18 protein-coding genes and 1 CRISPR repeat array (1 of these 19 running past the window's edge) are annotated in these 22,741 nt (G+C 35.2%); of the genes, 13 read left to right on the top strand and 5 right to left on the bottom strand.

The genetic code is table 11. From position 1 onward, the window contains the following. From hemW to I6760_RS04330, 4 genes are all read right to left on the bottom strand, one after another. Positions 1 to 521: the beginning of a radical SAM family heme chaperone HemW gene (gene hemW / locus I6760_RS04345; RefSeq protein ID WP_196593258.1), read on the bottom strand. It extends 610 nt beyond the left edge of the window; only the first 521 of its 1,131 coding nucleotides appear in the window; its start codon is at positions 519 to 521; its stop codon lies beyond the left edge, outside the window. Next, positions 521 to 2,314, bottom strand: a complete 1,794-nt coding sequence (gene lepA, locus I6760_RS04340) for a translation elongation factor 4 (RefSeq protein ID WP_196593257.1) — start codon at positions 2,312 to 2,314, stop codon at positions 521 to 523. The genes hemW and lepA overlap by 1 nt, the downstream gene beginning before the upstream one ends. 183 nt (positions 2,315 to 2,497) lie before the next feature. Next, complete coding sequence (locus tag I6760_RS04335) at positions 2,498 to 3,853, bottom strand: alanine/glycine:cation symporter family protein (RefSeq protein WP_456320148.1); 1,356 nt, start codon at positions 3,851 to 3,853, stop codon at positions 2,498 to 2,500. 227 nt (positions 3,854 to 4,080) lie between these two features. Then, positions 4,081 to 5,028 carry an AEC family transporter gene (locus tag I6760_RS04330; RefSeq protein WP_196593255.1) on the bottom strand — a complete coding sequence of 316 codons (948 nt, stop codon included), beginning with the start codon at positions 5,026 to 5,028 and terminating at the stop codon, positions 4,081 to 4,083. A 194-nt stretch (positions 5,029 to 5,222) separates the two neighbouring features. Here I6760_RS04330 and I6760_RS04325 point away from each other — a divergent pair, with 194 nt between their 5' ends. Further along, the gene (locus I6760_RS04325) at positions 5,223 to 6,206 is read left to right on the top strand and encodes a P1 family peptidase (protein WP_196593254.1); all 984 of its coding nucleotides are present in this window, start codon (positions 5,223 to 5,225) and stop codon (positions 6,204 to 6,206) included. A 39-nt stretch (positions 6,207 to 6,245) separates the two neighbouring features. Continuing rightward, positions 6,246 to 6,803 carry a hypothetical protein gene (locus tag I6760_RS04320; protein ID WP_231036087.1) on the top strand — a complete coding sequence of 186 codons (558 nt, stop codon included), beginning with the start codon at positions 6,246 to 6,248 and terminating at the stop codon, positions 6,801 to 6,803. Positions 6,804 to 6,993: 190 nt separating this feature from the next. Here I6760_RS04320 and sigH read toward each other — a convergent pair whose 3' ends face one another. Then, a complete protein-coding gene (sigH, locus tag I6760_RS04315) occupies positions 6,994 to 7,866 on the bottom strand; it encodes an RNA polymerase sporulation sigma factor SigH (RefSeq protein WP_407947295.1) in 873 nt (290 codons plus the stop codon). 344 nt (positions 7,867 to 8,210) lie between these two features. Between sigH and radC the strand changes: the two genes are divergently transcribed. The 11 genes from radC to I6760_RS04260 all read left to right on the top strand — a co-directional run bounded on the left by radC (position 8,211) and on the right by I6760_RS04260 (position 18,437). Beyond that, positions 8,211 to 8,906 carry a RadC family protein gene (gene radC / locus I6760_RS04310; RefSeq protein ID WP_196593252.1) on the top strand — a complete coding sequence of 232 codons (696 nt, stop codon included), beginning with the start codon at positions 8,211 to 8,213 and terminating at the stop codon, positions 8,904 to 8,906. 389 nt (positions 8,907 to 9,295) lie between these two features. Further along, positions 9,296 to 10,330, top strand: a complete 1,035-nt coding sequence (locus tag I6760_RS04305) for a rod shape-determining protein (RefSeq protein ID WP_196593251.1) — start codon at positions 9,296 to 9,298, stop codon at positions 10,328 to 10,330. Positions 10,331 to 10,350: 20 nt separating this feature from the next. Further along, complete coding sequence (gene mreC, locus I6760_RS04300) at positions 10,351 to 11,265, top strand: rod shape-determining protein MreC (RefSeq protein ID WP_196593250.1); 915 nt, start codon at positions 10,351 to 10,353, stop codon at positions 11,263 to 11,265. Next, the gene (mreD, locus tag I6760_RS04295) at positions 11,262 to 11,753 is read left to right on the top strand and encodes a rod shape-determining protein MreD (protein ID WP_196593249.1); all 492 of its coding nucleotides are present in this window, start codon (positions 11,262 to 11,264) and stop codon (positions 11,751 to 11,753) included. Before mreC ends, mreD begins: the two co-directional genes overlap by 4 nt. 44 nt (positions 11,754 to 11,797) lie before the next feature. Next, positions 11,798 to 13,645, top strand: a complete 1,848-nt coding sequence (gene mrdA / locus I6760_RS04290) for a penicillin-binding protein 2 (protein ID WP_196593248.1) — start codon at positions 11,798 to 11,800, stop codon at positions 13,643 to 13,645. A 240-nt stretch (positions 13,646 to 13,885) separates the two neighbouring features. Continuing rightward, positions 13,886 to 14,542 (top strand): septum site-determining protein MinC, encoded by a 657-nt coding sequence (gene minC, locus I6760_RS04285; protein ID WP_196593247.1) that lies wholly within the window; start codon positions 13,886 to 13,888, stop codon positions 14,540 to 14,542. Positions 14,543 to 14,553: 11 nt separating this feature from the next. Then, on the top strand, positions 14,554 to 15,342 hold the full coding sequence (minD, locus tag I6760_RS04280; protein WP_196593246.1) for a septum site-determining protein MinD: 789 nt from the start codon (positions 14,554 to 14,556) through the stop codon (positions 15,340 to 15,342). A 12-nt stretch (positions 15,343 to 15,354) separates the two neighbouring features. Then, positions 15,355 to 15,648, top strand: coding sequence for a cell division topological specificity factor MinE (gene minE, locus I6760_RS04275; protein ID WP_196593245.1), 294 nt, complete (start codon positions 15,355 to 15,357; stop codon positions 15,646 to 15,648). Between the two features lie 110 nt (positions 15,649 to 15,758). Beyond that, positions 15,759 to 16,748 (top strand): lysylphosphatidylglycerol synthase transmembrane domain-containing protein, encoded by a 990-nt coding sequence (locus tag I6760_RS04270; RefSeq protein ID WP_196593244.1) that lies wholly within the window; start codon positions 15,759 to 15,761, stop codon positions 16,746 to 16,748. A gap of 42 nt (positions 16,749 to 16,790) precedes the next feature. After that, positions 16,791 to 17,804 (top strand): Holliday junction branch migration DNA helicase RuvB, encoded by a 1,014-nt coding sequence (ruvB, locus tag I6760_RS04265; RefSeq protein WP_196593243.1) that lies wholly within the window; start codon positions 16,791 to 16,793, stop codon positions 17,802 to 17,804. A gap of 24 nt (positions 17,805 to 17,828) precedes the next feature. After that, positions 17,829 to 18,437: an epoxyqueuosine reductase QueH gene (locus tag I6760_RS04260; protein WP_196593242.1), complete on the top strand. Its 609-nt coding sequence runs from the start codon at positions 17,829 to 17,831 to the stop codon at positions 18,435 to 18,437. Between the two features lie 922 nt (positions 18,438 to 19,359). Further along, positions 19,360 to 21,307: direct repeats of the CRISPR family, unit length 30 nt; unit sequence GTTTTGAATCTAGCAGCATGTAATGTAAAT. Positions 21,308 to 22,741 lie beyond the last annotated feature (1,434 nt).

Genomic DNA, 22,741 nt, shown 5'->3' with positions numbered 1-22,741 from the left:
AGACTTTCCTGGAGCATTGGCATAGTTTGAGTAGGCAGGCCGTACATTAAATCAATACTTATGTTGTCAAAACCGGCTTTGCGTGCATTTGTTATTGTTATATCGGCATCCTGAAATGTATGAATGCGTCCTAAAATTTTTAATAAATTATTATGAATTGATTGTATGCCAAGGCTTAGTCTGTTGACCCCAATTTGTTTTAGGCCGTGTAAATAAGAAAAATCTATTGTTCCTGGATTGGCTTCCAATGTAATTTCACAGTTATTGCTGACAGTAAAATTATCATAAATGGTTTTTAAAATAGTCGTAACCAGATTTATTGGCATTAGAGATGGAGTTCCACCCCCAAAATAAATTGTATTAATATTTATTGCACCCAGTTCTCGGCGTCGCAGGGAAATTTCATAAACCAAGGCATTAGTATATGTTGGGTATAAAGTTGAAACAGCCGTTATTGATGGGAAATCACAATAACGGCATTTTTGTTTACAAAAGGGAATATGAATATATAAAGAGTACATTAGTCTACTTTTAAAATAGCCATGAAAGCTTCCTGTGGTACTTCGACATTACCTACGGATTTCATGCGCTTTTTCCCTTCTTTTTGTTTTTCCAGCAACTTACGTTTACGTGAAATATCGCCGCCGTAGCATTTGGAGAGTACATCTTTGCGCATAGCTCTAACTGTTTCACGAGCAATAATTTTATTACCTATAGCAGCCTGTACGGGGATTTCAAACATCTGTCGTGGAATAATTTCCTTTAATTTTTCTGCTAGCTGTCTACCGCGTATCTGAGCTCTATCAGCATGAACTATTGTCGACAATGCATCTACCATGTCACCATTCAGCAGTATATCCAGTTTTACAAGTTTTGATTGCTGATAACCGGCTAGTTCATAATCCAGTGAAGCATAGCCGCGCGTTGTTGATTTTAATTTATCAAAATAATCGTAAATTATTTCATTAAGAGGGATATTATAAATTAACATTACGCGATTGTCAATATAATCCATGCTGATAAATTTACCACGTTTATCTTGGGAAATTTCCATTGCAGGTCCTACATAATCATTGGGGACAATTATGGTTGCTTTTACGAACGGCTCTTCCATATGTTCAATTTCTGTAGTTGGAGGCAGCTCGCTGGGGTTGGAAACTTTTAACATTTGTCCATTGGTCTTATATATATGGTAGATAACACTGGGGGCTGTAGTAATTAGTTTTAGTTTGTATTCACGTTCTAATCTTTCTTGTATTACATCCATATGAAGCAGACCTAAAAAACCACATCTGAATCCAAATCCTAATGCAATTGAAGTTTCTGGTTCAAATATGAGAGCAGCATCATTTAGCTGTAATTTTTCCAAAGCATCTTTTAAGTTATTGTAATCAGCACTATCAACCGGATAAAGACCGCAATAAACCATAGGGGTTACTCCTCTGTATCCTGGTAAAGGGGTATCGGTGGGATTTATGGCAGATGTTATGGTATCACCTACGCGTATATCTTTCACATTTTTTAAACTCCCGGCAATAAAACCTACCTGTCCTGCTGATAAGGAGGAAGTATTTACTGGGTCAGGACGAAAATATCCGATATCAGTGACATCAAAAGTTTTTCCAGTTGACATCATTTTTAATTTCATGCCAGCATGTATAGTGCCTTCAAAAATGCGAATGTGGGCAATTGCCCCTTTATATGAGTCAAAGTATGAATCAAAAATTAATGCTTTAAGAGGTTTTTGATCATTACCGGATGGAGCAGGCACTTTATCTACTATTTCATCTAAAATTTTATCAATACCAAGACCAGTCTTAGCACTACAGAGAACGGCATCACTGGTATCAAGTCCAATTACATCTTCTATTTCCTTTTTTACGCGATCAGGATCAGCACTGGGCAGATCAATCTTATTTATTATAGGGATTATTTCCAAATCATGTTCCAATGCCAGATAAACGTTAGCGAGGGTCTGGGCTTCAACACCTTGGGCAGCATCTACTACTAATAAAGCGCCCTCACAGGCAGCAAGACTGCGTGAAACTTCATAATTAAAATCTACATGTCCTGGTGTATCTATTAAATTTAATTCATATATTTGATTATCTTTTCCTTTATAATGAAGCCGTACAGTCTGGGCTTTTATGGTTATGCCCCGTTCGCGTTCCAAATCCATGCTATCCAGGACCTGGTTTTCCATTTCTCGTTGGCTTAAAGTACCAGTTAGTTCTATTAGTCTATCGGCAATAGTTGACTTTCCATGGTCTATATGGGCGATTATCGAAAAATTCCTAATGTTTTTTGCGTCCAATTTATTGTGACCCTTTCTTGTATTAAAAATATATAATTAATATTATTATACCGAATTTATATATTTTTGTGAAGGAAATAGACATTTTTTATTATTTTCCCTAAATAAAAAAATTATCTCCATCAGCTTTAGTTTTAAGCGACAAGGATAATTTTTTTACTATATTACTTTATAATAAAAGGGTTATTTTTTGTTCATTGATTTTAAGTGTGATTGGTACTTTTTTGTTTCAGCGACAATAATACCTGAAAGTGAAATTAAAGCAATAAGATTCGGAATAGCCATAATGCCGTTTACAATATCGGCTATAACCCATATAAGATCCAGCTTTAAGAAAGCTCCTGAAGCAACAAGGATAATAAATATAACACGATAGGTTATAATGCTTTTCATACCAAAAAGATAAAAACAAGCACGTTCTCCGTAATAGTTCCAGCCCAGGATTGTAGTAAAAGCAAACAAAGCTAAAGCAATTGTGAGAAAGTTACCACCAATTACTCCCAGAGTAGAGGAAAAAGCATTATTAGTCATAGCAGCTCCAGCAGCATTGCCATTCCATACACCTGTTAAAACAAGGACAAGACCGGTCATTGTACATATGATTATTGTATCAATAAATGTACCAGTCATGGATATAAGTCCCTGTTCACCAGCCCAGTTGGTCTTAGCTGCTGCCGCAGCTATTGGAGCAGACCCTAAACCAGATTCATTGGAAAAAACACCGCGGGCGATACCATTTTTCATTGCCATCATAACACTGGCGCCGAGAAATCCACCTGTCGCAGCAGTAGGCGTAAAAGCGTCATGGATTATTACCTGTACAGCAGCGGGTATTTGATCAGCATAGATAATAAGGATAACAATGGAAATTAATACATAAAAAGCAGCCATAAATGGGACTATAGCGGAAGCTGCACGGGAAATACTTCGTATACCACCTAAGGTTATGGCTGCGACTAGTATTGTGATAACAGCATCGGTAATATATTTGTTTATACCGAAGGACAAGTGAACACTATCTACAATAGCATTTACTTGGGGAAATGTTCCTATACCAAAAAAGGCAACTAATATACAGCTAGCAGCAAATAATATGGCAAGTGGACGCCATTTATGGCCCATGCCCCGTTCTATGTAGTACATAGGCCCGCCAGCGATCTGTCCCTTTTCATCAATAGTGCGGTATTTTATTGCTAAAAGTCCTTCTGAATATTTTGTAGCCATACCAAAAAAAGCTGCCATCCACATCCAGAAAATGGCCCCGGGGCCGCCTGCCTGTACTGCTGTGGCAACACCGACGATGTTACCGGTACCGACGGTAGCGGCAAGAGCAAGACATAATGCTTTAAAACTGCTAACATCACCGTTTCCCTTGTTTTTAGCACTGAATATTAATTTAAATGCCATTGGTAATTGAAATACTTGTAATAATTGCAGTCGAATAGTCAAAAATATACCAGTTCCAACCAGTAAAATAATAAGGGGCGGACCCCATAAAAAAGAATCAATCTGCTGGGCTATACTTAGTGCATTCAATATGTTTCCTCCTAAAATAAATAAGTGTGAACTTAAAGTATAATAACATAAATATAGATATATTGGCAAGCCATATCCACTAGTAAAAACCAAATGTTAATTTTTTAGTATTTATAAGAGAAAAAGTATTTAAATATAAGTATATTAGTATTTACTGTTTAATGGATAAAAATAAAAATTAATATACAGGCAAATAATATGAGGCTACTATTTTAATGCCATATAATATATTATACTAAAGAAAACATTTTAAGGATAAATAGCCAGAATGTCAGGGAAAAGGCGCTAAAAATAGTGGTAAACATTACTGTACCAGCAGTTAAAATGCCGTCGTGTCCCATATTTCTGGCCATTATATACGAACTAACAGTAGTTGCTGAGCCCAGCATAACAAGGGCGGCAATGAGCTTGCTCTGCGTAAATCCGAGATATACTGCAACGGGAAGAAAAAGAATACAAAAAACAAAAAGTTTCATTATACTGCAAATGATTATGGGTTTTATATTATTATGCACAGATTGAAATTTGAAAGCTCCGCCCATTGCCATGAGTCCTAGTGGAGTAGCAAGAGCAGCGATAGATGATATAGTTTTGTGGACGATGATGGGAATAGGAATTTTTAACAGTGACCATATAATACCAAAAACAATACCGAGAATAATAGGGTTTAATAAAACATTTATAACTGTTTTTTTTATAAGTTGTACATTTAGCAAATTTTTTTGGTTTGCTTTAAAAGCAGCAAGAACTATGACCGCCATGACATTATAAAGAGGGACAGTACCAATTATCATGAGGGAAGCCAATCCATAATTCCCATAGATGTTTTTTATAAAAGCCATGCCTATTATAGAAGCACTGCTTCTATAAGAAGCTTGGATAAATTCGCCCTGGGATATTTTATTTTTAAAGGGAAGTGAAACAAAAAAAGAAATTAGCACGCTGATAAATGTAGCACTAAAGCAGAACAGAACATATTTGGTATCCCATGCATTGTAAAAATCAGCGGTACTTATATCTATAAATAGTAGTGCAGGCAGGGCAGCTACAAAAACAAATTTGTTCATTTTTGTTATGAAATTTTCGTCGAATAACCCAATTTTGCGAAATATCATACCAGCCAGCATTAGTAAAAAAATAGGGATAGTTGCGTTGAGACTGAAAAGAAGATTTGACATTATTTAATACCTTCTTAAAATAGTAAATTTGTAAACACATGAAGATAATTATAACGGCATAATTTTTACGTGTCAATTTTGGGAAGTAAAAGTATTTTTGGCTGTATTCGCTAGCAGATTTTATAGAAATAGCAGGATTTATTAAATAAAAATGGAATTTAGTCATTAGCAATTCTATCTATAGGAGATATATTATGAAGGAATTAAAACAAATAGAAATAACACAGATTGGTGATATAAAAATAGGAAATGCACAAGATATGGTAAGTGGTACAGGTTGTACGGTGTTAATCCCACCAAATGGTGCATGCTGTGGGATCGATATAAGAGGCGGCGGACCGGCGTCCAGAGAAACTGCTCTTTTAAATCCACTGGCGGCTGCTGACAGAATAGATGCTGTACTTTTGTCGGGAGGAAGTGCTTTTGGCCTTGACGGGGCAGGCGGGCTTATGCAGTATCTTGAGGAAAGAAATACTGGTTTTGATACAGGATATGGAAAAGTACCGCTTGTATGTGCGTCCTGTATTTTTGATTTTGTGGTAGGCCTGCCTAAAACAAGACCTGGTAGAAAAATGGTTTATGAAGCATGTCTGGAAGCGGAAAAAGGCCATGCAGTAGAGGGAAATGTTGGAGCTGGAACAGGTGCAACTGTGGGAAAATATAATGGCCCGTCAAATATGATGAAAAGTGGATTAGGAATATATGCGGTACAAGTTGGAGAGCTGCAGGTGGGAGCCGTTGCTGTAGTAAATGCATTAGGTGATGTCTATAAAGTGGATAGTAATCATATTTTAGCAGGAATGTTGAATGATGATAAAGAAACATTTGCTGACTCCCAAGCAGCTGTTATAGAAAACAATAGACCACACTGTTTATTTCATCCGGCAGGTACGACGAATACAACAATTGGTGCAGTAGTTACTAATGGTAATTTTAATAAAATCGAATTGACAAAAATAGCAGGTATGGCGCAAAATGGTTTGGCACGCACAATAAGACCTGTTCATACAATGGCAGATGGTGATAGTATATATGCTCTGTCTGTTGGAGAAGAAAAAGCAGATATAAACTCGACGGGTACTTTGGCAGCATATGTTATGGCTAAGGCAATTAACAGAGCAGTTACAACGGCTGATCCTGCGTATGGATTGAAAAGTGCCAAGTCTTTTAAAAAATGAAAGAAAGGTCTAAATTTTATTATGTTTAATAGTCATGATATGTCGGGGAAGTTAGGCATTATAAGCAGCATGCGAATATTATCAGGCATCCTCTTAGCTGTTGAATTAGCAGGCGTAATATGGATACTGGGTTTTTATTTTTTGTATACTAGTAATGCGGTTGCCCAATTGTCTGTGAGCTGGTTGATTTTTATTGGAATGATACTGCCATTTAATTGGCCTGGAGCAATTATTTGTGCATTTCTAACAATGTTGTTGCCAACAGATGCGGTATTAGTAGCGACAACAGCTATTTTTACTATTTTAATTTTGCTAGTAAATCGTGCTGTTTGGAGTCCAAATCCCCAAAATTACGTTTATTTAGTACGAGCAATGAAGTTTGAGATTGCAAAGTCAATATTGATGATGTTAGCAGGGTGCTTTATTTCTTTAGTGGATACAAATGGACAGGAAGTCATCACATATTTGATTGTTGCAGTTTATGAAATAGGAGCGGCAGGTAATATATACTTTTTTTATAGATTGTTAGTAAAAATGAATAGTATGGATTATCGGGAAGTTTTTCAAACTGATACTAAAACACCATATGGACAATAAAAAAAGAGAATGTGACAAAATGGTAAATCATTTTGTCACATTCTCTTTTTTTAATTTCATTAGGCAAAAATAATAATAAAGCTACTGTATGAATAAAGCCAATCAATGAAAGGTTAATTTTCTATAATTGTAAACTCTTCAGCTGTTTAATTAGGAATAACCAGAGTTATGATATCGTGTAGTAAGCTCACTAATCATTTTTGGAATGTAAACTGATATATAGGTCATCAAAATGATCATTTTTTTTATTTGATTGCTTATAGGGCATACGATCCTCAGCTTTAGCACGGCTTGTCATATATTTTTCCAGCTTGCGTTTTACTCGCTGCAAGGCATTATCAATAGATTTTACATGACGATTTAAATCAACAGCAATTTCCTGATAAGATTTTCCGTCAAGATAAGACATTAGTACTTTCCATTCAAGATCACTTAAAATTTGTTCCATTTTACCCTCAATGGCACGAAATTCTTCACGATTTATCATAAGTTCTTCTGGATCGGTTATATTTGTTCCCGATAAAATATCAAGTAGAGTACGGTCTGAATCTTCGTCATATATAGGTTTATTAAGTGATATATATGAGTTTAAAGGAATATGTTTTTGGCGCGTAGCGGTTTTTATAGCTGTAATTATCTGTCTGGTTACGCATAATTCAGCAAAAGCACGAAAGGAAGAAAGTTTTTCATCGCGAAAATCACGCACGGCTTTATATAACCCGATCATTCCCTCTTGAATTATATCTTCCCGGTCGGCACCAATTAAAAAATATGAGCGGGCTCTTACACGCACAAAATTACGGTATTTTTTAATTAAAAATTCTAAGGCATATTTATTTTGCTTAGTTTTAATTTCAAATAATAATTCTTCATCACTTAAATTAGCCAATATATCTTCTATTTTGCTGATATCACAGTTATTAAGTTGGTCGCTGTAGTTGTTGACGTTAGTTGGTTTTATGCTGTTTTCAGAAGAATCTTCCTTATTCATAAATGCATCATCTTTTAATTTATTAATAGATTGTTCATTGTTAATAGTACTATTTTTATTGTCCATAATCATTAGCATCATCGCTCCAGTCCGGAAATGTGACAATGCTTTCGCTTCATTTCCAATGTATAATATAATAATATTAGACTACATGATATCTTTATTGAAATTATACATTAGAGGTATATAGTAGTCAAGTATTATAAGGCTTTTAGAGGATTTTAACATAATCTTAAGATAAAAAATATTATTAAAATAGTCATAAATAATTTTCATTTTTATGGTAATTTATTAAAAATAGTCGTTGTCTTACACTGATTTATTTGGTATAGTATTTTTGTTACAGTATATACTATTATAAGTAAGATATCGGAGGCTAAAAGCTTTGAATTGGTTTAGCGGTTAGAGGTATTGATATGAAAGATAATACAATGGTTCGTGATTTACCGGAGCAGGAACGGCCACGTGAAAAGCTTATTTCCTGTGGGGTAAAGTCGCTTAGTGATGCTGAACTTTTAGCAATTTTATTGCGTTCAGGCACTAAGAAAATATCTGTTTTGCATGTAGCTGAAAATTTGCTGGCATTATTTAAGGAACAAGGCTTGACTTCAATAATGAATTTATCAGCAACTCAATTGAGTAAGGTACATGGAATAGGACCTGCCAAAGCAGCTACTGTTCTGGCAGCAGTTGAATTAGGAAGACGGATTTCTCAGGAACCGTTTGGAAAAAAATTTTCCATAAATAGTCCGTCCGACGCAGCCCGATATATTATACCTCGTTTACGTTATGAAACTAAAGAAAAATTCGCGATAGTTCTTTTGAATATAAAAAATCAGGTATTGTCTTTTCGTGTAATATCAGTAGGAATATTGAACGCTTCAATTGTTCATCCGCGGGAAGTTTTTAGTGAGGCATTAAAAAATGCGGCATCATCAATAATTTTAACGCATAATCATCCTAGCGGGGATCCAACGCCAAGCGGAGAAGATATAGCTACAACGCGAAGATTGATAAAAGCTGGTCAAATAATGGGAATTAATGTAGTAGATCATATAATAATAGGGTATAATAAGTACATAAGTTTAAAGGAAAAAGGATTAATAGATTAATTATTTTTCGCTTAAGGTAAACAGTCCTTTTACATTAGAAAATATTTTTAGGCTTTTTGTACAATATTGAACTGGTGAGTATATCGAGCAACTTTAATTTATTATCAAATATGTTTGGATGCAGTAGAGAAAGAAAACCTAACAGACTATGTAGATACTTAAAACATATATGATGATTGTATTAAGGATGATTGTGCGATATACTAATTTGAGTACATTAAATAAGGAGTAAATAAAAAACGCTTATTTTGTGTGCATAAATAGTTTTTCGTTTTTAGGGGAAGAAAATTCACCTGAAGTAAGAAAATATGTTTTATAAAATGAAATTAATGGATTTAATATAAATCTAATTCTTATTTTCGTAAAGTTGAAGGGAGAAAGTTTTTAGAATGTGGAATATTTTTGGCGGTTTTTCTCATGATATGGGAATAGATTTAGGAACAGCAAATACACTGGTGCATGTTAAGGGTAAAGGAATAGTCCTGCGTGAGCCATCAGTTGTAGCAATAGATAGAGACTCTGGCAATGTGTTGGCAGTTGGAGAAGAAGCAAAAAGAATGATAGGGCGCACGCCTGGTAATATCGTAGCTATAAGACCGATGAAGGATGGCGTTATTGCAGATTTTAATGTAACGCAGTCAATGCTCAAATACTTTATTGGCAAGGCCATGAACCGTAGTTCTTTCATAAAACCACGTGTAGTAGTAGGCGTTCCTTCCGGAGTAACAGAAGTTGAAAAACGTGCTGTTATTGATGCAGTCCGCCAGGCAGGGGCAAATGAAGCTTATCTGATTGAAGAACCAATGGCGGCAGCTATCGGGGCAGGATTACCAGTGGAAGAAGCAACTGGTAGTATGGTTGTAGATATCGGGGGAGGTACGACAGAAATTGCTGTTATTTCTTTAGGTGGTATAGTAACAAGCTGTTCTATAAGGATTGGCGGCGATGAAATGGATACATCGATCGTCCAATATATAAAGAGAATGTATAATCTTATGATAGGTGAACGTACAGCTGAAGAAATAAAGATTAATATTGGGACAGCTATTGTTCCAGAAACTAGTAAAACAATGGAGATAAGAGGGCGTGATCTGGTCAGTGGATTGCCTAAAGTACTTGACGTAAGCGATAAGGAAATAGAAGAAGCATTAAGAGAACCTGTACATAAAATTGTGGAAGCGGTTAAAAATACTTTGGAACGTACACCGCCTGAACTTGCAGCCGATGTAATGGATCACGGTATAATGATGACAGGTGGCGGAGCACTTTTGTCAAATCTTGATAAATTGTTGAGTAAGGAAACGGGTATGCCAGTCCTTATAGCAGAAGATCCACTTTCTTGCGTAGGCGAAGGAACAGGAAAATCATTGGGGAATATAGATCTTCTGAAACGTGTTATGATGACAACAAAAAAATTAAGATGAGAAGCGGATAAGAGATGAGTATGCAGACAAATGGGCCTGTAGGGAAAAAAATATGGATACTTATACTTGTTTTGCTTAGTCTTTTTTGTATGATATTTTTTTCAGCTAAGGGCAAAGTTTCAATACCATTAACTAATCGTGTGGTTATAACACTTTTAGCTCCGCTTCAGAGTTTTGCTTCGGGAATAAGCAATAAAAGCGGCAGTATTATTAAAAATGTAAATGACTTGATGACACTGCATGAAGAAAATAAGCTTTTAAAAAATGAAGTTATAAAATTGCGTGAACAAAACTTGAAAGATTCAGAGCTGGCTGCAGAAAATAAGAGATTGAGAGAACTTCTTAATTATAAACAGTCAGCTAAAAATTTCCAGCTGGTAACAGCTTCTGTTATTGCCCGCGATTCGTCAACATGGATCAATAATGTGGTAATTGATCGCGGCAGCAATGATGGGATAAAAAAAGATATGCCTGTTGTTACACCTGCCGGTCTGGTAGGATATATAATTGAAGTTTATGATAATTATTCTTTGGTAGGGCTAATTACTGATCCTAGAGTTGCTGTAGGCGCAATGGTTCAACGCAGTGATTCACGGGTTGCAGGAATTGTAAAAGGTGATATTAACAAAAAAGCGGAAATTCATATGGAAAATATTCCTCGTTCAGCAGATGTGAAAAATGGAGATCAAATTATAACATCGGGATTGGGGGGGATTTATCCTAAGGGAATTTTTATTGGCATTGTGGAAAGTGTAAAAAATGAAGCTGGTGGATTGTTGAAATATGCAGTAGTAAAACCAGCTGTTGATTTTCAGAAATTGGAAGATGTGGCAATAATTGTAAATTCTCGTCGATTGCCACCGGAACAGCTTATAAAACAAATGCAGCGGGCGGCTGATGGACAACAGCTGAAAAGAGAAGGTGTTCCAAAATGAAAAAATCATTAATTTGGGTGGTAGTCTTTCTCATAGCCTACATTTTACAGACATCAATTTTTCGTTTAATTACCTTTGATAATGTTAATGTGGATTTGATTTTGCTGTTAACAGTGTCTTTTGCTTTGACACATGGTTTTAAACAAGGAGCTTTTGCTGGATTTTGTGGTGGACTTTTACAGGATATTGCTTCAGGAACTTTTCTTGGTTTTAATGCATTTAGCAAAATGATAATAGGTTTTTGCTTTGGTTTTATGATAGATAAGGTATATGAAAAAAAATTCTTTTTGCCATTAGTTTCCTCGATTGTGGCAACAACAGCAAATTATGTGATTTTGACTGTTATTGTTGTATTGTTAGGGTATCATATTGACATATTGCAAAGTTTGCATAATTTGCTGTTTATACCATTAATATATAATTTGATTTTTTCGTATTTTGTTCATAGAATAGTATGGTGGTTGAAAAATAAGAGTTTTGATAATTAAGACACCGTGCAGGTGTCTTAATTGATAAATGGGGAGAATAAAGTTTGGGTTCTAAAGAAACAGCAGGCAGATTAAAGGCTTTATCCATTATTTCAGTAGTAATAATATTAATACTAATTGCTAGACTAGGATATCTGCAAATATATCAGGGTGATTTTTATAAGCGCCAGGCAGAGGGAAATCGGATACGCATTATTCCTACAATGGCACCGCGTGGTACAATGTATGATTGTCATGGTAATCCTGTTGTTATAAATGAACCAGGGTTTACAGTGGCAATATTGCCGCTTAGTAAAAAAATAAGTCCGCAGCTTATAGATAAATTATCAGTTTTGCTGAAAATGGATAAAAAAGATATTGAAGCGAAAATAGAGAAACATAGTGGATTTGATCCAATTCGGTTAAAAACTGATGTTGGGCCGGAAATATGGACTATTATTGAAGAACAAAAAGAAAAATATCCCGGAGTTGTCGTTGAAGCACAGCCTGTCAGGGATTATATTTACAAAAACATAGCAGCACATGCTTTTGGCTATGTAGGGGAAATAAATGATCGTGAATTAAAATTGCATAAAGACCAAAATTATAAATTAGGTGATATAATTGGCAAGTTTGGCTTAGAAAAAGTATATGACCAATATCTACGGGGAGTACCTGGTGGTGAACAAGTTGAGGTAGATGCTTCAGGAAAACCAGTTGAGATACTGGGAAAGAAAGATCCTGTTCCTGGAAAAGATTTGCATTTGACTATAGATATGCCATTACAGCTTGCCGTAGAAAAGGCAATTGATGATCAGCTGAAAAAAATTGGGGCACATGCAGCGGCAGCCGTTGTTATGAATCCTAAAACAGGGGCTATTTTAGCTATATCCAGTCGTCCTTCCTTTGATCCTAATAAATTTGCCAGGGGAATATCAGTGAAAGACTGGAATGCGATAAACAATAATGAATACCATCCTATGGATAATAAGGCCATTACAGGCGAATATCCACCAGGTTCTGTATTTAAAATAGTTACCGGTACAGCAGCTCTTAATGAACATAAAGTTACTCCTGATGAAAAATTGTTTGATTCTGGGGTATACTGGCTTGTGCCTAAACATAATGCAGGTGGAGAAGCTTTGGGTTGGATAGACTTTAGTCAGGCGCTGGCTCATTCGGATAATGTGTATTTTTATGAAATGGGACATCGCCTTGGCATTGATACGCTGGGCAGATATGCTAAAATGTTTGGATTGGGACAGAAGACAGGAATTGATCTACCCTATGAATCAAGTGGTCTTGTTGCCAGCAAGGAATATAAGATGAAAGTTTACCATCAACCATGGTATTTATCAGAAACACTTGATGCAGCTATTGGGCAAGGTTTTGATCTTGTTACGCCTATACAGGCAGCTATGGTAATGAGTGAAATAGCAAATGGCGGAACACGATATAAACCATATTTAGTTGATAGGATAACTAATCCTGATGGCAGTCTTTATAAAAAATTTAATCCGGTTGCTTTGAGTCATTTGGATGGTGTGGATCCAGCTATTATAAAACTCATCCAAAAGAGTTTGTTGGAAGTTACCCGGATAGGAACAGCTGCTTCAATATTTGGCGGATCTTTTCCTATCAATATTGCAGGAAAAACAGGGACGGCAGAAAATCCGCATGGAGCAGATCACGGATGGTTTGTAGCTTACGGGCCGTTTGAAGATCCTCAGATAGTAGTTTCTGTTATAGTGGTAAATGGTGGTTATGGATCGCAGTCAGCAGTTCCTATAGGTAAACAGATATTGGAAGCAGCTTTTCATTTGACACCAGAACCACCACTGATAGATCTGCAGAAATTAAATGCAATAGTCGATAATAATAAGATAAAATCAGGTGTACAGGTAAAACAATAATAAGTCTATTTTATGGTTAAACTTAATGCTGGTTTTTGATCTTAATTTTATAGGATAAATTGTAATCTTATTAATGTTCTTAGTGGTCATTTTATATGTCTGAGAAATTTAAAAAATCTCTTGGTATAAGAACTAATTTATTAAGCAGGAATATGCGGCAGTTAGAGCGAATTTTGAATATAAGAGGCTTATTTTGTACGGCCATAAATTAATTATTGTATGGTAGGATGTATAAATGCTATGAATGAAGTTGTATTTAAAGGCAGTCGATCAGGTTTAAAGCTGATTTTGGCTAAAACAGTCGATTTTGCTACAATCGAAAATTTGATAAAACAAAAGTTGGATTCATCATTTAACTTTTTTCAAGAAGGAACGATAATTCAACTTGATGCTGCATGGCTTGGTAAACGGCAAAAACAGAAATTGAAAGATATTTTTAAAGCATATGGTCTTGTACTGCAAAATATAGAAATAGAAAAGCAGCTGAAACAAGAACAAATGCAATTTGATAAACTAAAAGACAGTGGCGAAAAGAAAAATAGTGCTGGAAAAGATGAACCTTTAAAAACAACAGTTATAAACCAGACTATAAGAAATGGGCAGGAAGTAATATCTGATGGATCAATAATTATAAACGGTAATGTTAATCCGGGAGCTACTATTATAGCCGGAGGAAATATTGAAGTAAGGGGATCGTGCCGTGGTATTGTCCATGCAGGTGCTTTTGGTGATATAAGGGCAATAGTATCGGCAAATCATCTTATTCCTATGCAAATACGAATTGCTGATATGGTAGCAAGGGCTCCTGATAAATGGATGTCAAAATCGGATGCTCCCTATCCGGAAAAAGCTTATGTCAGTGATGGGCAGATAGTTTTAGAAGCAATTAACCGGTAGGAGGCATGTAAATGAGTGAAGTAATAGTTATAACATCGGGAAAAGGCGGCGTAGGAAAGACAACTACGACTGCTAACCTTGGTGTAGGACTGGCTAAGAGAGGTAATAAGGTAGCACTTATTGATACTGATACAGGGCTTAGAAATCTTGATCTGCTTCTCGGTTTAGAAAATCGTATTATGTATGATTTGGTGGATGTTGTTACAGGGCGTGTTCCTTATAGAAAAGCTCTGGTGCGCCATAAAAAATATGAAACATTGTATCTTTTGCCAACATCGCAGGTAAGGGATAAATCATCTGTTAATGGGCAGCAGCTTGTTGATATATGTAATGAGATGCGCGGTGAGTTCGATTATATACTCATTGACTGCCCGGCAGGAATTGAGCAGGGCTTCAAAACAGCAATAGCTGCTGCTGATTATGCTATTGTTGTGACAATGCCCGAGATATCAGCAGTCAGGGATGCTGATAAAATTATAGGGGAATTGAATCGTGCTGATAAGGATCATATAAGGCTTATTGTTAACAGAATAAGAAGTCATATGGTTGAATCAGGTGATATGCTCGATATGGATGATATAAACGATATACTGGCTATAGAATGTATTGGACAGGTTCCCGATGATGAACTGGTAGTTACATCCACGAACCGTGGTGAACCAGTTATCTGTAATAAGAAATCTTTGGCGGGACAGGCATATGCCAATATAGTAGGGCGCATATGCGGTGAACAAATTCCTTTCCTTGATTTTAGGAAGAAGACCCTGTTTGATAAGTTAAAACAGATATTGCATGTGTAAGGAGGTATATTCATGTTAAAGGCTGTTATGAAGCTGTTCGGACATGATGTAGATAAGCCATCGGGACAGGTAGCCAAAGATCGTCTGCGCGTAGTACTTATACACGATAGAGCAAATATTTCACCTGAAGTTATAGATCATATAAAGGACGATATTATTAAAGTTATTTCCAGTTATATGGATATTAATCAGCACGATATGGAGATAAGCTTGTCAAATGATGAAAATTCGGTGGCTCTTTTGGCTAATATACCGGTGAAACGAATAAAACCGCAAGTTATGTCTTCACGTAATATGCGTAGGTAGTAAACATATGCAAGACAGGGAGATGGCCTTTTGTTAACAAGCAAAAGGCCATTTCTTACGACAGGGCAATAAATTGATTTTATATTTGTACAGGAGATAAGGAGAGTTAAATGTTTTATAAGCGCCTTATAGTTTTACTACTATTAGTAGGAATTATCTCTTACTGCGTAATATATTTTACTGTTGACATTAATACCTTGAGAAATTTGATTGATTTCCAGCCATGGTCTGTGGCAGCAGCATTTTTTAGTGTATTGATCGGGCTTTTTTTAGATGGTTTTAGACTTATTCAACTAGTGCGGTTGTCAGGGGAAAAAATAACCCCCATGCAGGCGGCAAGGGTTGTTTTTGGTAATTATTTTTTAGCTCTTTTGACACCTGGTTTTTCTGGTGGAGCAGTAGCTCAGTTAATGTTTTTGCGATATGCAGAAGTCCCTATGGGAAAAGCAGCAATTATAGTAGTAGTAAGAACACTTATTTCCATATTGTTCTTATTTGTATGTATGCCATTTATTCTATTGAGTGATGATGGAGTTTTGCCATGGGTATCTAATAAGTTGCTGATGTGGTTTTCACTGCTCGCAATAGCTGGGACCATCGCTTTAATATGGGCAATGGTGAGTGGTTCTTTTGATAAAGTGGCAGTGTTTATAGCTAAACGCATTTCACATAAAAAAGGGCGTAAACTCATGGGATTTTATCATGATAATAAAAAAGCTATTCTGCTTTTATCTTCTTCTCCCGCAGCTATGTTTAAAGTATTTATAATATCAGGGTTAAGTCTTATAGCTTTATACGCGGTAGTACCATTTTTATTAATGGGCCTTGGTGCAAAAGTAAACTGGATAATGGTTATGGGACGGATGGTATTTTTGAATTTGTTTTTGTATTTTTCCCCTACGCCGGGAGGATCGGGTATTGCCGAAGGTGGTTTTATTCTTTTATTCAATACTATTGCACCGCAGGGAACAGTCGGTGTCGTGGCTGTTGGTTGGCGGTTATTTGCTGAATATATACCGTTTTTAGTAGGTTTTTATTATACAATCAAAGTTTTTGGACGTGGTTTCTTAGGTAAAAAAACTCTCAATAAGGGGAAATAAGGAAAATAATTATTGTAATGATATTTGCATCAGGAGGATGGTATGGAAAAAAATGAAGATCGTATCATTGCGGGCACTGAAAATGATACAGATACATGGCAATACAGCCTGCGTCCTAAACATTTTAGTGAATATATTGGACAGGATAGAGTAAAAGAAAATCTGGAAATTTTTATAAAAGCAGCAGTTTCCAGAAATGAAGCTTTGGATCATGTACTTTTATACGGGCCACCAGGATTAGGTAAGACAACACTAGCTTCAATAATAGCTAATGAATTAGGTGTTAACTTTCGTGTTACATCAGGGCCAGCTATTGAAAGATCTGGTGATTTAGCAGCCATTCTGACGAATCTTACTGATAAAGATGTATTATTTATTGATGAAATCCATAGATTATCACACAGCGTTGAAGAAGTTTTATATTCGGCAATGGAAGATTTTGCTTTGGACATAATAATTGGCAAGGGCCCTTCAGCCCGTTCAATACGCCTTGATATTGCCCCTTTTACATTAATCGGAGCAACAACCCGTATAGGGGCTTTAGCTTCACCGTTGCGAGATAGATTTGGTGTTATTTCGCGGTTGGAATACTATGAACCAGAAGCATTGGTTTACATTATTAAACGGTCAGCAGAGATTCTTAATATAGCTATTGAAGACAGGGGTGCAATGGAAATTGCCCGAAGGTCGCGCGGAACACCACGTGTTGCTAACCGATTGCTGAAACGAGTGCGTGATTTTGCCCAGATTAAAGGCAGTGGTATCATTACTTCCAGTATAGCCGATAAATCTTTAGCCATGCTGGAAGTAGATAAAGCCGGGCTTGATAACATAGATAGAAGAATGCTGATTACGATGATTGAAAAATTTGGTGGCGGGCCGGTCGGAGTAGAAACTTTGGCGGCAGCGATTAGTGAAGAACGTGATACTATTGAAGATGTTTATGAACCATATCTGCTACAGCTAGGACTTATCAATCGAACACCACGCGGTCGTGTTGTAACCGCTTTGGGCTATAAACATATGAACCTGCCTGTTCCTGATAATAAGTTTTAGTTTTTAAATGATGAGAGGAATAATATGAAATTATTACTGCATATGTGCTGCGGGCCATGTGCCTGCTATCCAGTAAAAAAATTGCGGGCTGATGGTCATGAAGTAAAAGGATATTTTTTTAATCCCAATATCCATCCATATAAAGAATTTAAACATCGACTTGACACAGCAGTGGAATTTGCTGAAAAAGTAGATATGCCAATTGATGTTGATAAAAATTATGATTTGCGTACTTTTCTCCAAAGAGCATTAACAGCCGAAAAAAGAGAAGAAACCCTTACAGAAAAACCGCGCTGTCGTATGTGTTATGCATGGCGGCTGCATCAGGCAGCTGTATATGCCAAAGAAAATGGGTTTGATGCTTTTACGTCCACGTTGTTTGTTAGTCCCTATCAGTTACATGATACGATGAAAGATGTGGCTGAAAAAATTGCTAAAACAGTGGGAATAGCTTTTTATTATGAAGATTTTCGCATTGGCTGGAATCAAGGCGTGGAAATCTGTAAGGAACTTGAGCTTTACCGCCAACCATATTGCGGCTGTATCTTTAGCGAGGAAGAACGTTATAGCAATAGATGGAAAAAACAGCACAAAAAGAAAATGAAAAAATTAAGAGAAGAAATAGTTTTCTAAAAAAATCAGCTTTGATTATTAAAGCTGATTTTTTTTAGAAGAAGTTTGGATACTAATTATTATATTGAAAATTATTAGTTTATAATTTAGCATTTTTCAGCTTGATTAAATCATGCTCATCGGTATATTTAAGTTTAAGAGATTATTAGCTGGAAAATGCATCTGTGAGCTGTTGTGTCTTTCAATAGATTGCACCCAAGATTGCACCCAAAAATTTGTTTTGAATCTAGCATGTAATGTAAATCTAATATTCAAAGCACAATAAAAATTGTTATAATTTCATAATTATTAAGATAAAATAGGTGTGGTTTTTTGTCCGCCCTTAGAAGGGCGGGGGACCATGCGCAGCATGGTGGTGGGTTGCATAGATAGAACAAACGAAAATCAGTACCTTGTTATATTACGATATTGACAATACTAAAATATTCATGGTTTTGCTATGACGGTGCTATAACAATAGATAATATATAACCTGTGATATATTAAGAAATAAGGTTGATCTGTTATTTTTCTTAGTGAGAATTAGTAATCATTTCATATATTTATAATTTATATTTCGTTGCTTTATCTAAATAAACGATAATAATTGAAAACCTCGTTGTAAAAAATGTGTTCAGTAGTCTGTATTGCACTTATCCTAAAGTTAGAGGGCGGAATGCAACCCACCACCGCTGAAGCGGTTCCCCGCCCTTCTAAGGGCGGACAAAAGGACCATAGAAAACAAGAATACTGAGAACAATTATATTTTCTGTCGATCGGTAATAATGCAAAAACATGGTGGGTACGACAGAAGGTTAAAGACATGATAATAAAGAATATAATAAAAGTATAAAGTAATTTTTTAATAATTTCTTTGCAAAATCAGGGGATCGACAAAATAGAGCTTATAAGTATTGAGTATATAAGAAAAATTTTTGTTCCCGTTTTGAATCTAGCAGCATGTAATGTAAATGATGTTTTAGCTGGACTTAATGCTGCTTATCAGACGTTTTGAATCTAGCAGCATGTAATGTAAATATTTTCAAGTGGTTTAACAACAGTCATCTGATAAATGTTTTGAATCTAGCAGCATGTAATGTAAATATTTTACAGACTAATACGTATAAAAAATAATACAAGTTTTGAATCTAGCAGCATGTAATGTAAATACGGGCGGCGTAAATCAAGATAACGATATTTCAACCGTGTTTTGAATCTAGCAGCATGTAATGTAAATATTGAAATTCATTGCAAAAATGGAGATAGTATTTATGTTTTGAATCTAGCAGCATGTAATGTAAATATATCCCCATTCTGCTTGACAATATCCTGTTTTTTAAGTTTTGAATCTAGCAGCATGTAATGTAAATATAAAACAATCTATGTCCACGAAAATTGAGCCGCTTAGTTTTGAATCTAGCAGCATGTAATGTAAATACAGTAACAGTTTCATAGTTGAGGTGATAAAAATGTGTTTTGAATCTAGCAGCATGTAATGTAAATTATTTCTTCGCGGGCAGATTCGGCAAGTTGTTTTAGGTTTTGAATCTAGCAGCATGTAATGTAAATATAAATCAAGATAAGCAGCGTTACGGCCCTTTACAAGTTTTGAATCTAGCAGCATGTAATGTAAATTCTTTTGTTTTTTGTATATGGCCGCGATCTATTAAAGTTTTGAATCTAGCAGCATGTAATGTAAATCAATACGGGCAAGGTATTCCGGTTGGTTCATATTCAGTTTTGAATCTAGCAGCATGTAATGTAAATTTGCCATAATCAATTATATTGTCCGCAAATTTTTGTGTTTTGAATCTAGCAGCATGTAATGTAAATTACCATTGTGTTTTGTATGTTAATTGCCTACGAAATGTTTTGAATCTAGCAGCATGTAATGTAAATTTGATTCTCATAGCTTAGGTGGAACATTACCTCATAGTTTTGAATCTAGCAGCATGTAATGTAAATCATTCAGGGCAATAATGAATAGCCGATCTTTTGCGGGTTTTGAATCTAGCAGCATGTAATGTAAATAGAAAAGATGTTAAGATTAAAAGAACTTGAAGATATGTTTTGAATCTAGCAGCATGTAATGTAAATTAGGCTATTTGGAGATATGGCATTTGCATAATTAGCGTTTTGAATCTAGCAGCATGTAATGTAAATTCATTTACGCCGATTGAAATAATGGGTAGGTTGGGGTTTTGAATCTAGCAGCATGTAATGTAAATTAATGTAATCGGCCATATTTTCACGTATCTCGGTAAGTTTTGAATCTAGCAGCATGTAATGTAAATTAATCAGTTGGTTAGCTACTACATTATATATGTTAAAGTTTTGAATCTAGCAGCATGTAATGTAAATTATGTAAAATATAGAAAAGTCTAAATCTAGGAGGAAGTTTTGAATCTAGCAGCATGTAATGTAAATTTTTCTAAATGGAATGAAGCTTCAACCAAATATTCAAGGTTTTGAATCTAGCAGCATGTAATGTAAATAGAGCGTATACCCGATATCCTTCAGGATCAGTTTCGTTTTGAATCTAGCAGCATGTAATGTAAATCCGAATAAGTTTTTCCTTTAAATTCAATTTTCATTCGTTTTGAATCTAGCAGCATGTAATGTAAATCTTTTTATTAGCTTATCAAATTCCTGATTAACCTCGTTTTGAATCTAGCAGCATGTAATGTAAATTTTATCATGGATATTAATTTTTCTATTTAGAAAACCAGTTTTGAATCTAGCAGCATGTAATGTAAATTAAATCCAGAAAAGAAAAATTATCGTCAATGGGCGAGTTTTGAATCTAGCAGCATGTAATGTAAATCCGGATGTTCGGAACGATATTTACTTTTAGCATCAGTGTTTTGAATCTAGCAGCATGTAATGTAAATGGGCCAAAGGAGGTATCAGCTTGCTGATTATTTACTTTTATCTGCGGATTGCCTTTTTCAAGCTTAGCAGCAAGCTTCTCATTCATGCGTTCAACGAAAGATTTATCCTGTTTTTCAATCTCGTCCGGCTGTACAGAATATCTGGTCGGCTGTGCTGATTTTTCCTTGACAAGATCATCTTCTGTCTTTATACTGAAATCAGATAAAGCATTTCTGAGTGCATGATCCCACAGGGGTAGTCTCCCCTGATGGCCTGTACCATGAAATGCTTTTTCTTTGTTTACATAGACTAACTTGCCATCGTCAATCTGTCTGACAAACCATTGTGTGTCTGGCGTTTTGAATCTAGCAGCATGTAATGTAAATGCTTTACCAAGTAGCATTACGTGCCGGCACTACAGCGTTTTGAATCTAGCAGCATGTAATGTAAATCTAATATTCAAATAATAATAAAAACTGTTATAAATTCATAATTATTAAGATAAAATAGGTGTGGTTTTCTGTCCGCCCTTAGAAGGGCGGGGGACCATGCGCAGCATGGTGGTGGGTTGTATAGATAGAACAAACGAAAATCAGTACCTTGTTATATTACGATATTGACAATACTAAAATATTCATGGTTTGGCTATGATGGTGCTATAACAATAGATAATATATAACCTGTGATGTATTAAAAAATAAGGTTGATCTGTTATTTTTCTTAGTGAGAATTAGTAACTATTTCATATATTTATAATTTATATTTCATTGCTTTATCTAAATAAACGATAATAGCTGAAAACCTCGTTGTAAAAATGTGTTCAGTAGCCTGTATTGTACTTATCCTAAAGTTAGAGGGTTGGAATGCAACCCACCACCGCTGAAGCGGTTCCCCGCCCTTTTAAGGGCGGACAAAAGGACCATAGAAAACAAGAATACTGAGAACAATTATATTTTCTGTCGATCGGTAATAATGCAAAAACATGGTGGGTACGACAGAAGGTTAAAGACATGATAATAAAGAATATAATAAAAGTATAGAATAATTTTTTAATAATTTCTTTACAAAATCAGGGGATTGACGAAATAGAGCTTATAAGTATTGAGTATATAAGAAAAATTTTTATTTTGTTTTGAATCTAGCAGCATGTAATGAGGTGCTAACAAAATATCATATTTGTTTTTATTATCTTAATGGTTATAAAATTATAACAGTTCTCTAAAATAAGTATAACTAACTATTAAGTATTTTTTAATTATACCGTTGTTGTGCGATAAATAATATAATTCATTTACAAACTTATAAATAGATTGTATAATAAATATATATATTAATTTTGTAGAATATAATGTAAAAATGATATTATACTTATTAAATATAATAACATATTAAGAATAGTGCAGTATGTAAAGCAGGTTATTCCTGTATAATATTTTACCAATGATATTATAATT

Source organism: Pectinatus sottacetonis (assembly GCF_015732155.1).
Taxonomy (GTDB): domain Bacteria; phylum Bacillota; class Negativicutes; order Selenomonadales; family Selenomonadaceae; genus Pectinatus; species Pectinatus sottacetonis.
This window is presented reverse-complemented; position numbering and strand designations above follow the sequence as displayed.

Coding starts and splice junctions, on each gene's coding strand:
- I6760_RS04330 (WP_196593255.1), bottom strand. CDS start 5,028: ATGTCAAATCTTCTTTTCAGTCTCAACGCAACTATCCCTATTTTTTTA.
- I6760_RS04325 (WP_196593254.1), top strand. CDS start 5,223: ATGAAGGAATTAAAACAAATAGAAATAACACAGATTGGTGATATAAAA.
- I6760_RS04320 (WP_231036087.1), top strand. CDS start 6,246: ATGTCGGGGAAGTTAGGCATTATAAGCAGCATGCGAATATTATCAGGC.
- sigH (WP_407947295.1), bottom strand. CDS start 7,866: ATGATTATGGACAATAAAAATAGTACTATTAACAATGAACAATCTATT.
- radC (WP_196593252.1), top strand. CDS start 8,211: ATGAAAGATAATACAATGGTTCGTGATTTACCGGAGCAGGAACGGCCA.
- I6760_RS04305 (WP_196593251.1), top strand. CDS start 9,296: ATGTGGAATATTTTTGGCGGTTTTTCTCATGATATGGGAATAGATTTA.
- mreC (WP_196593250.1), top strand. CDS start 10,351: ATGCAGACAAATGGGCCTGTAGGGAAAAAAATATGGATACTTATACTT.
- mreD (WP_196593249.1), top strand. CDS start 11,262: ATGAAAAAATCATTAATTTGGGTGGTAGTCTTTCTCATAGCCTACATT.
- minC (WP_196593247.1), top strand. CDS start 13,886: ATGAATGAAGTTGTATTTAAAGGCAGTCGATCAGGTTTAAAGCTGATT.
- minD (WP_196593246.1), top strand. CDS start 14,554: ATGAGTGAAGTAATAGTTATAACATCGGGAAAAGGCGGCGTAGGAAAG.
- minE (WP_196593245.1), top strand. CDS start 15,355: ATGTTAAAGGCTGTTATGAAGCTGTTCGGACATGATGTAGATAAGCCA.
- I6760_RS04270 (WP_196593244.1), top strand. CDS start 15,759: ATGTTTTATAAGCGCCTTATAGTTTTACTACTATTAGTAGGAATTATC.
- ruvB (WP_196593243.1), top strand. CDS start 16,791: ATGGAAAAAAATGAAGATCGTATCATTGCGGGCACTGAAAATGATACA.
- I6760_RS04260 (WP_196593242.1), top strand. CDS start 17,829: ATGAAATTATTACTGCATATGTGCTGCGGGCCATGTGCCTGCTATCCA.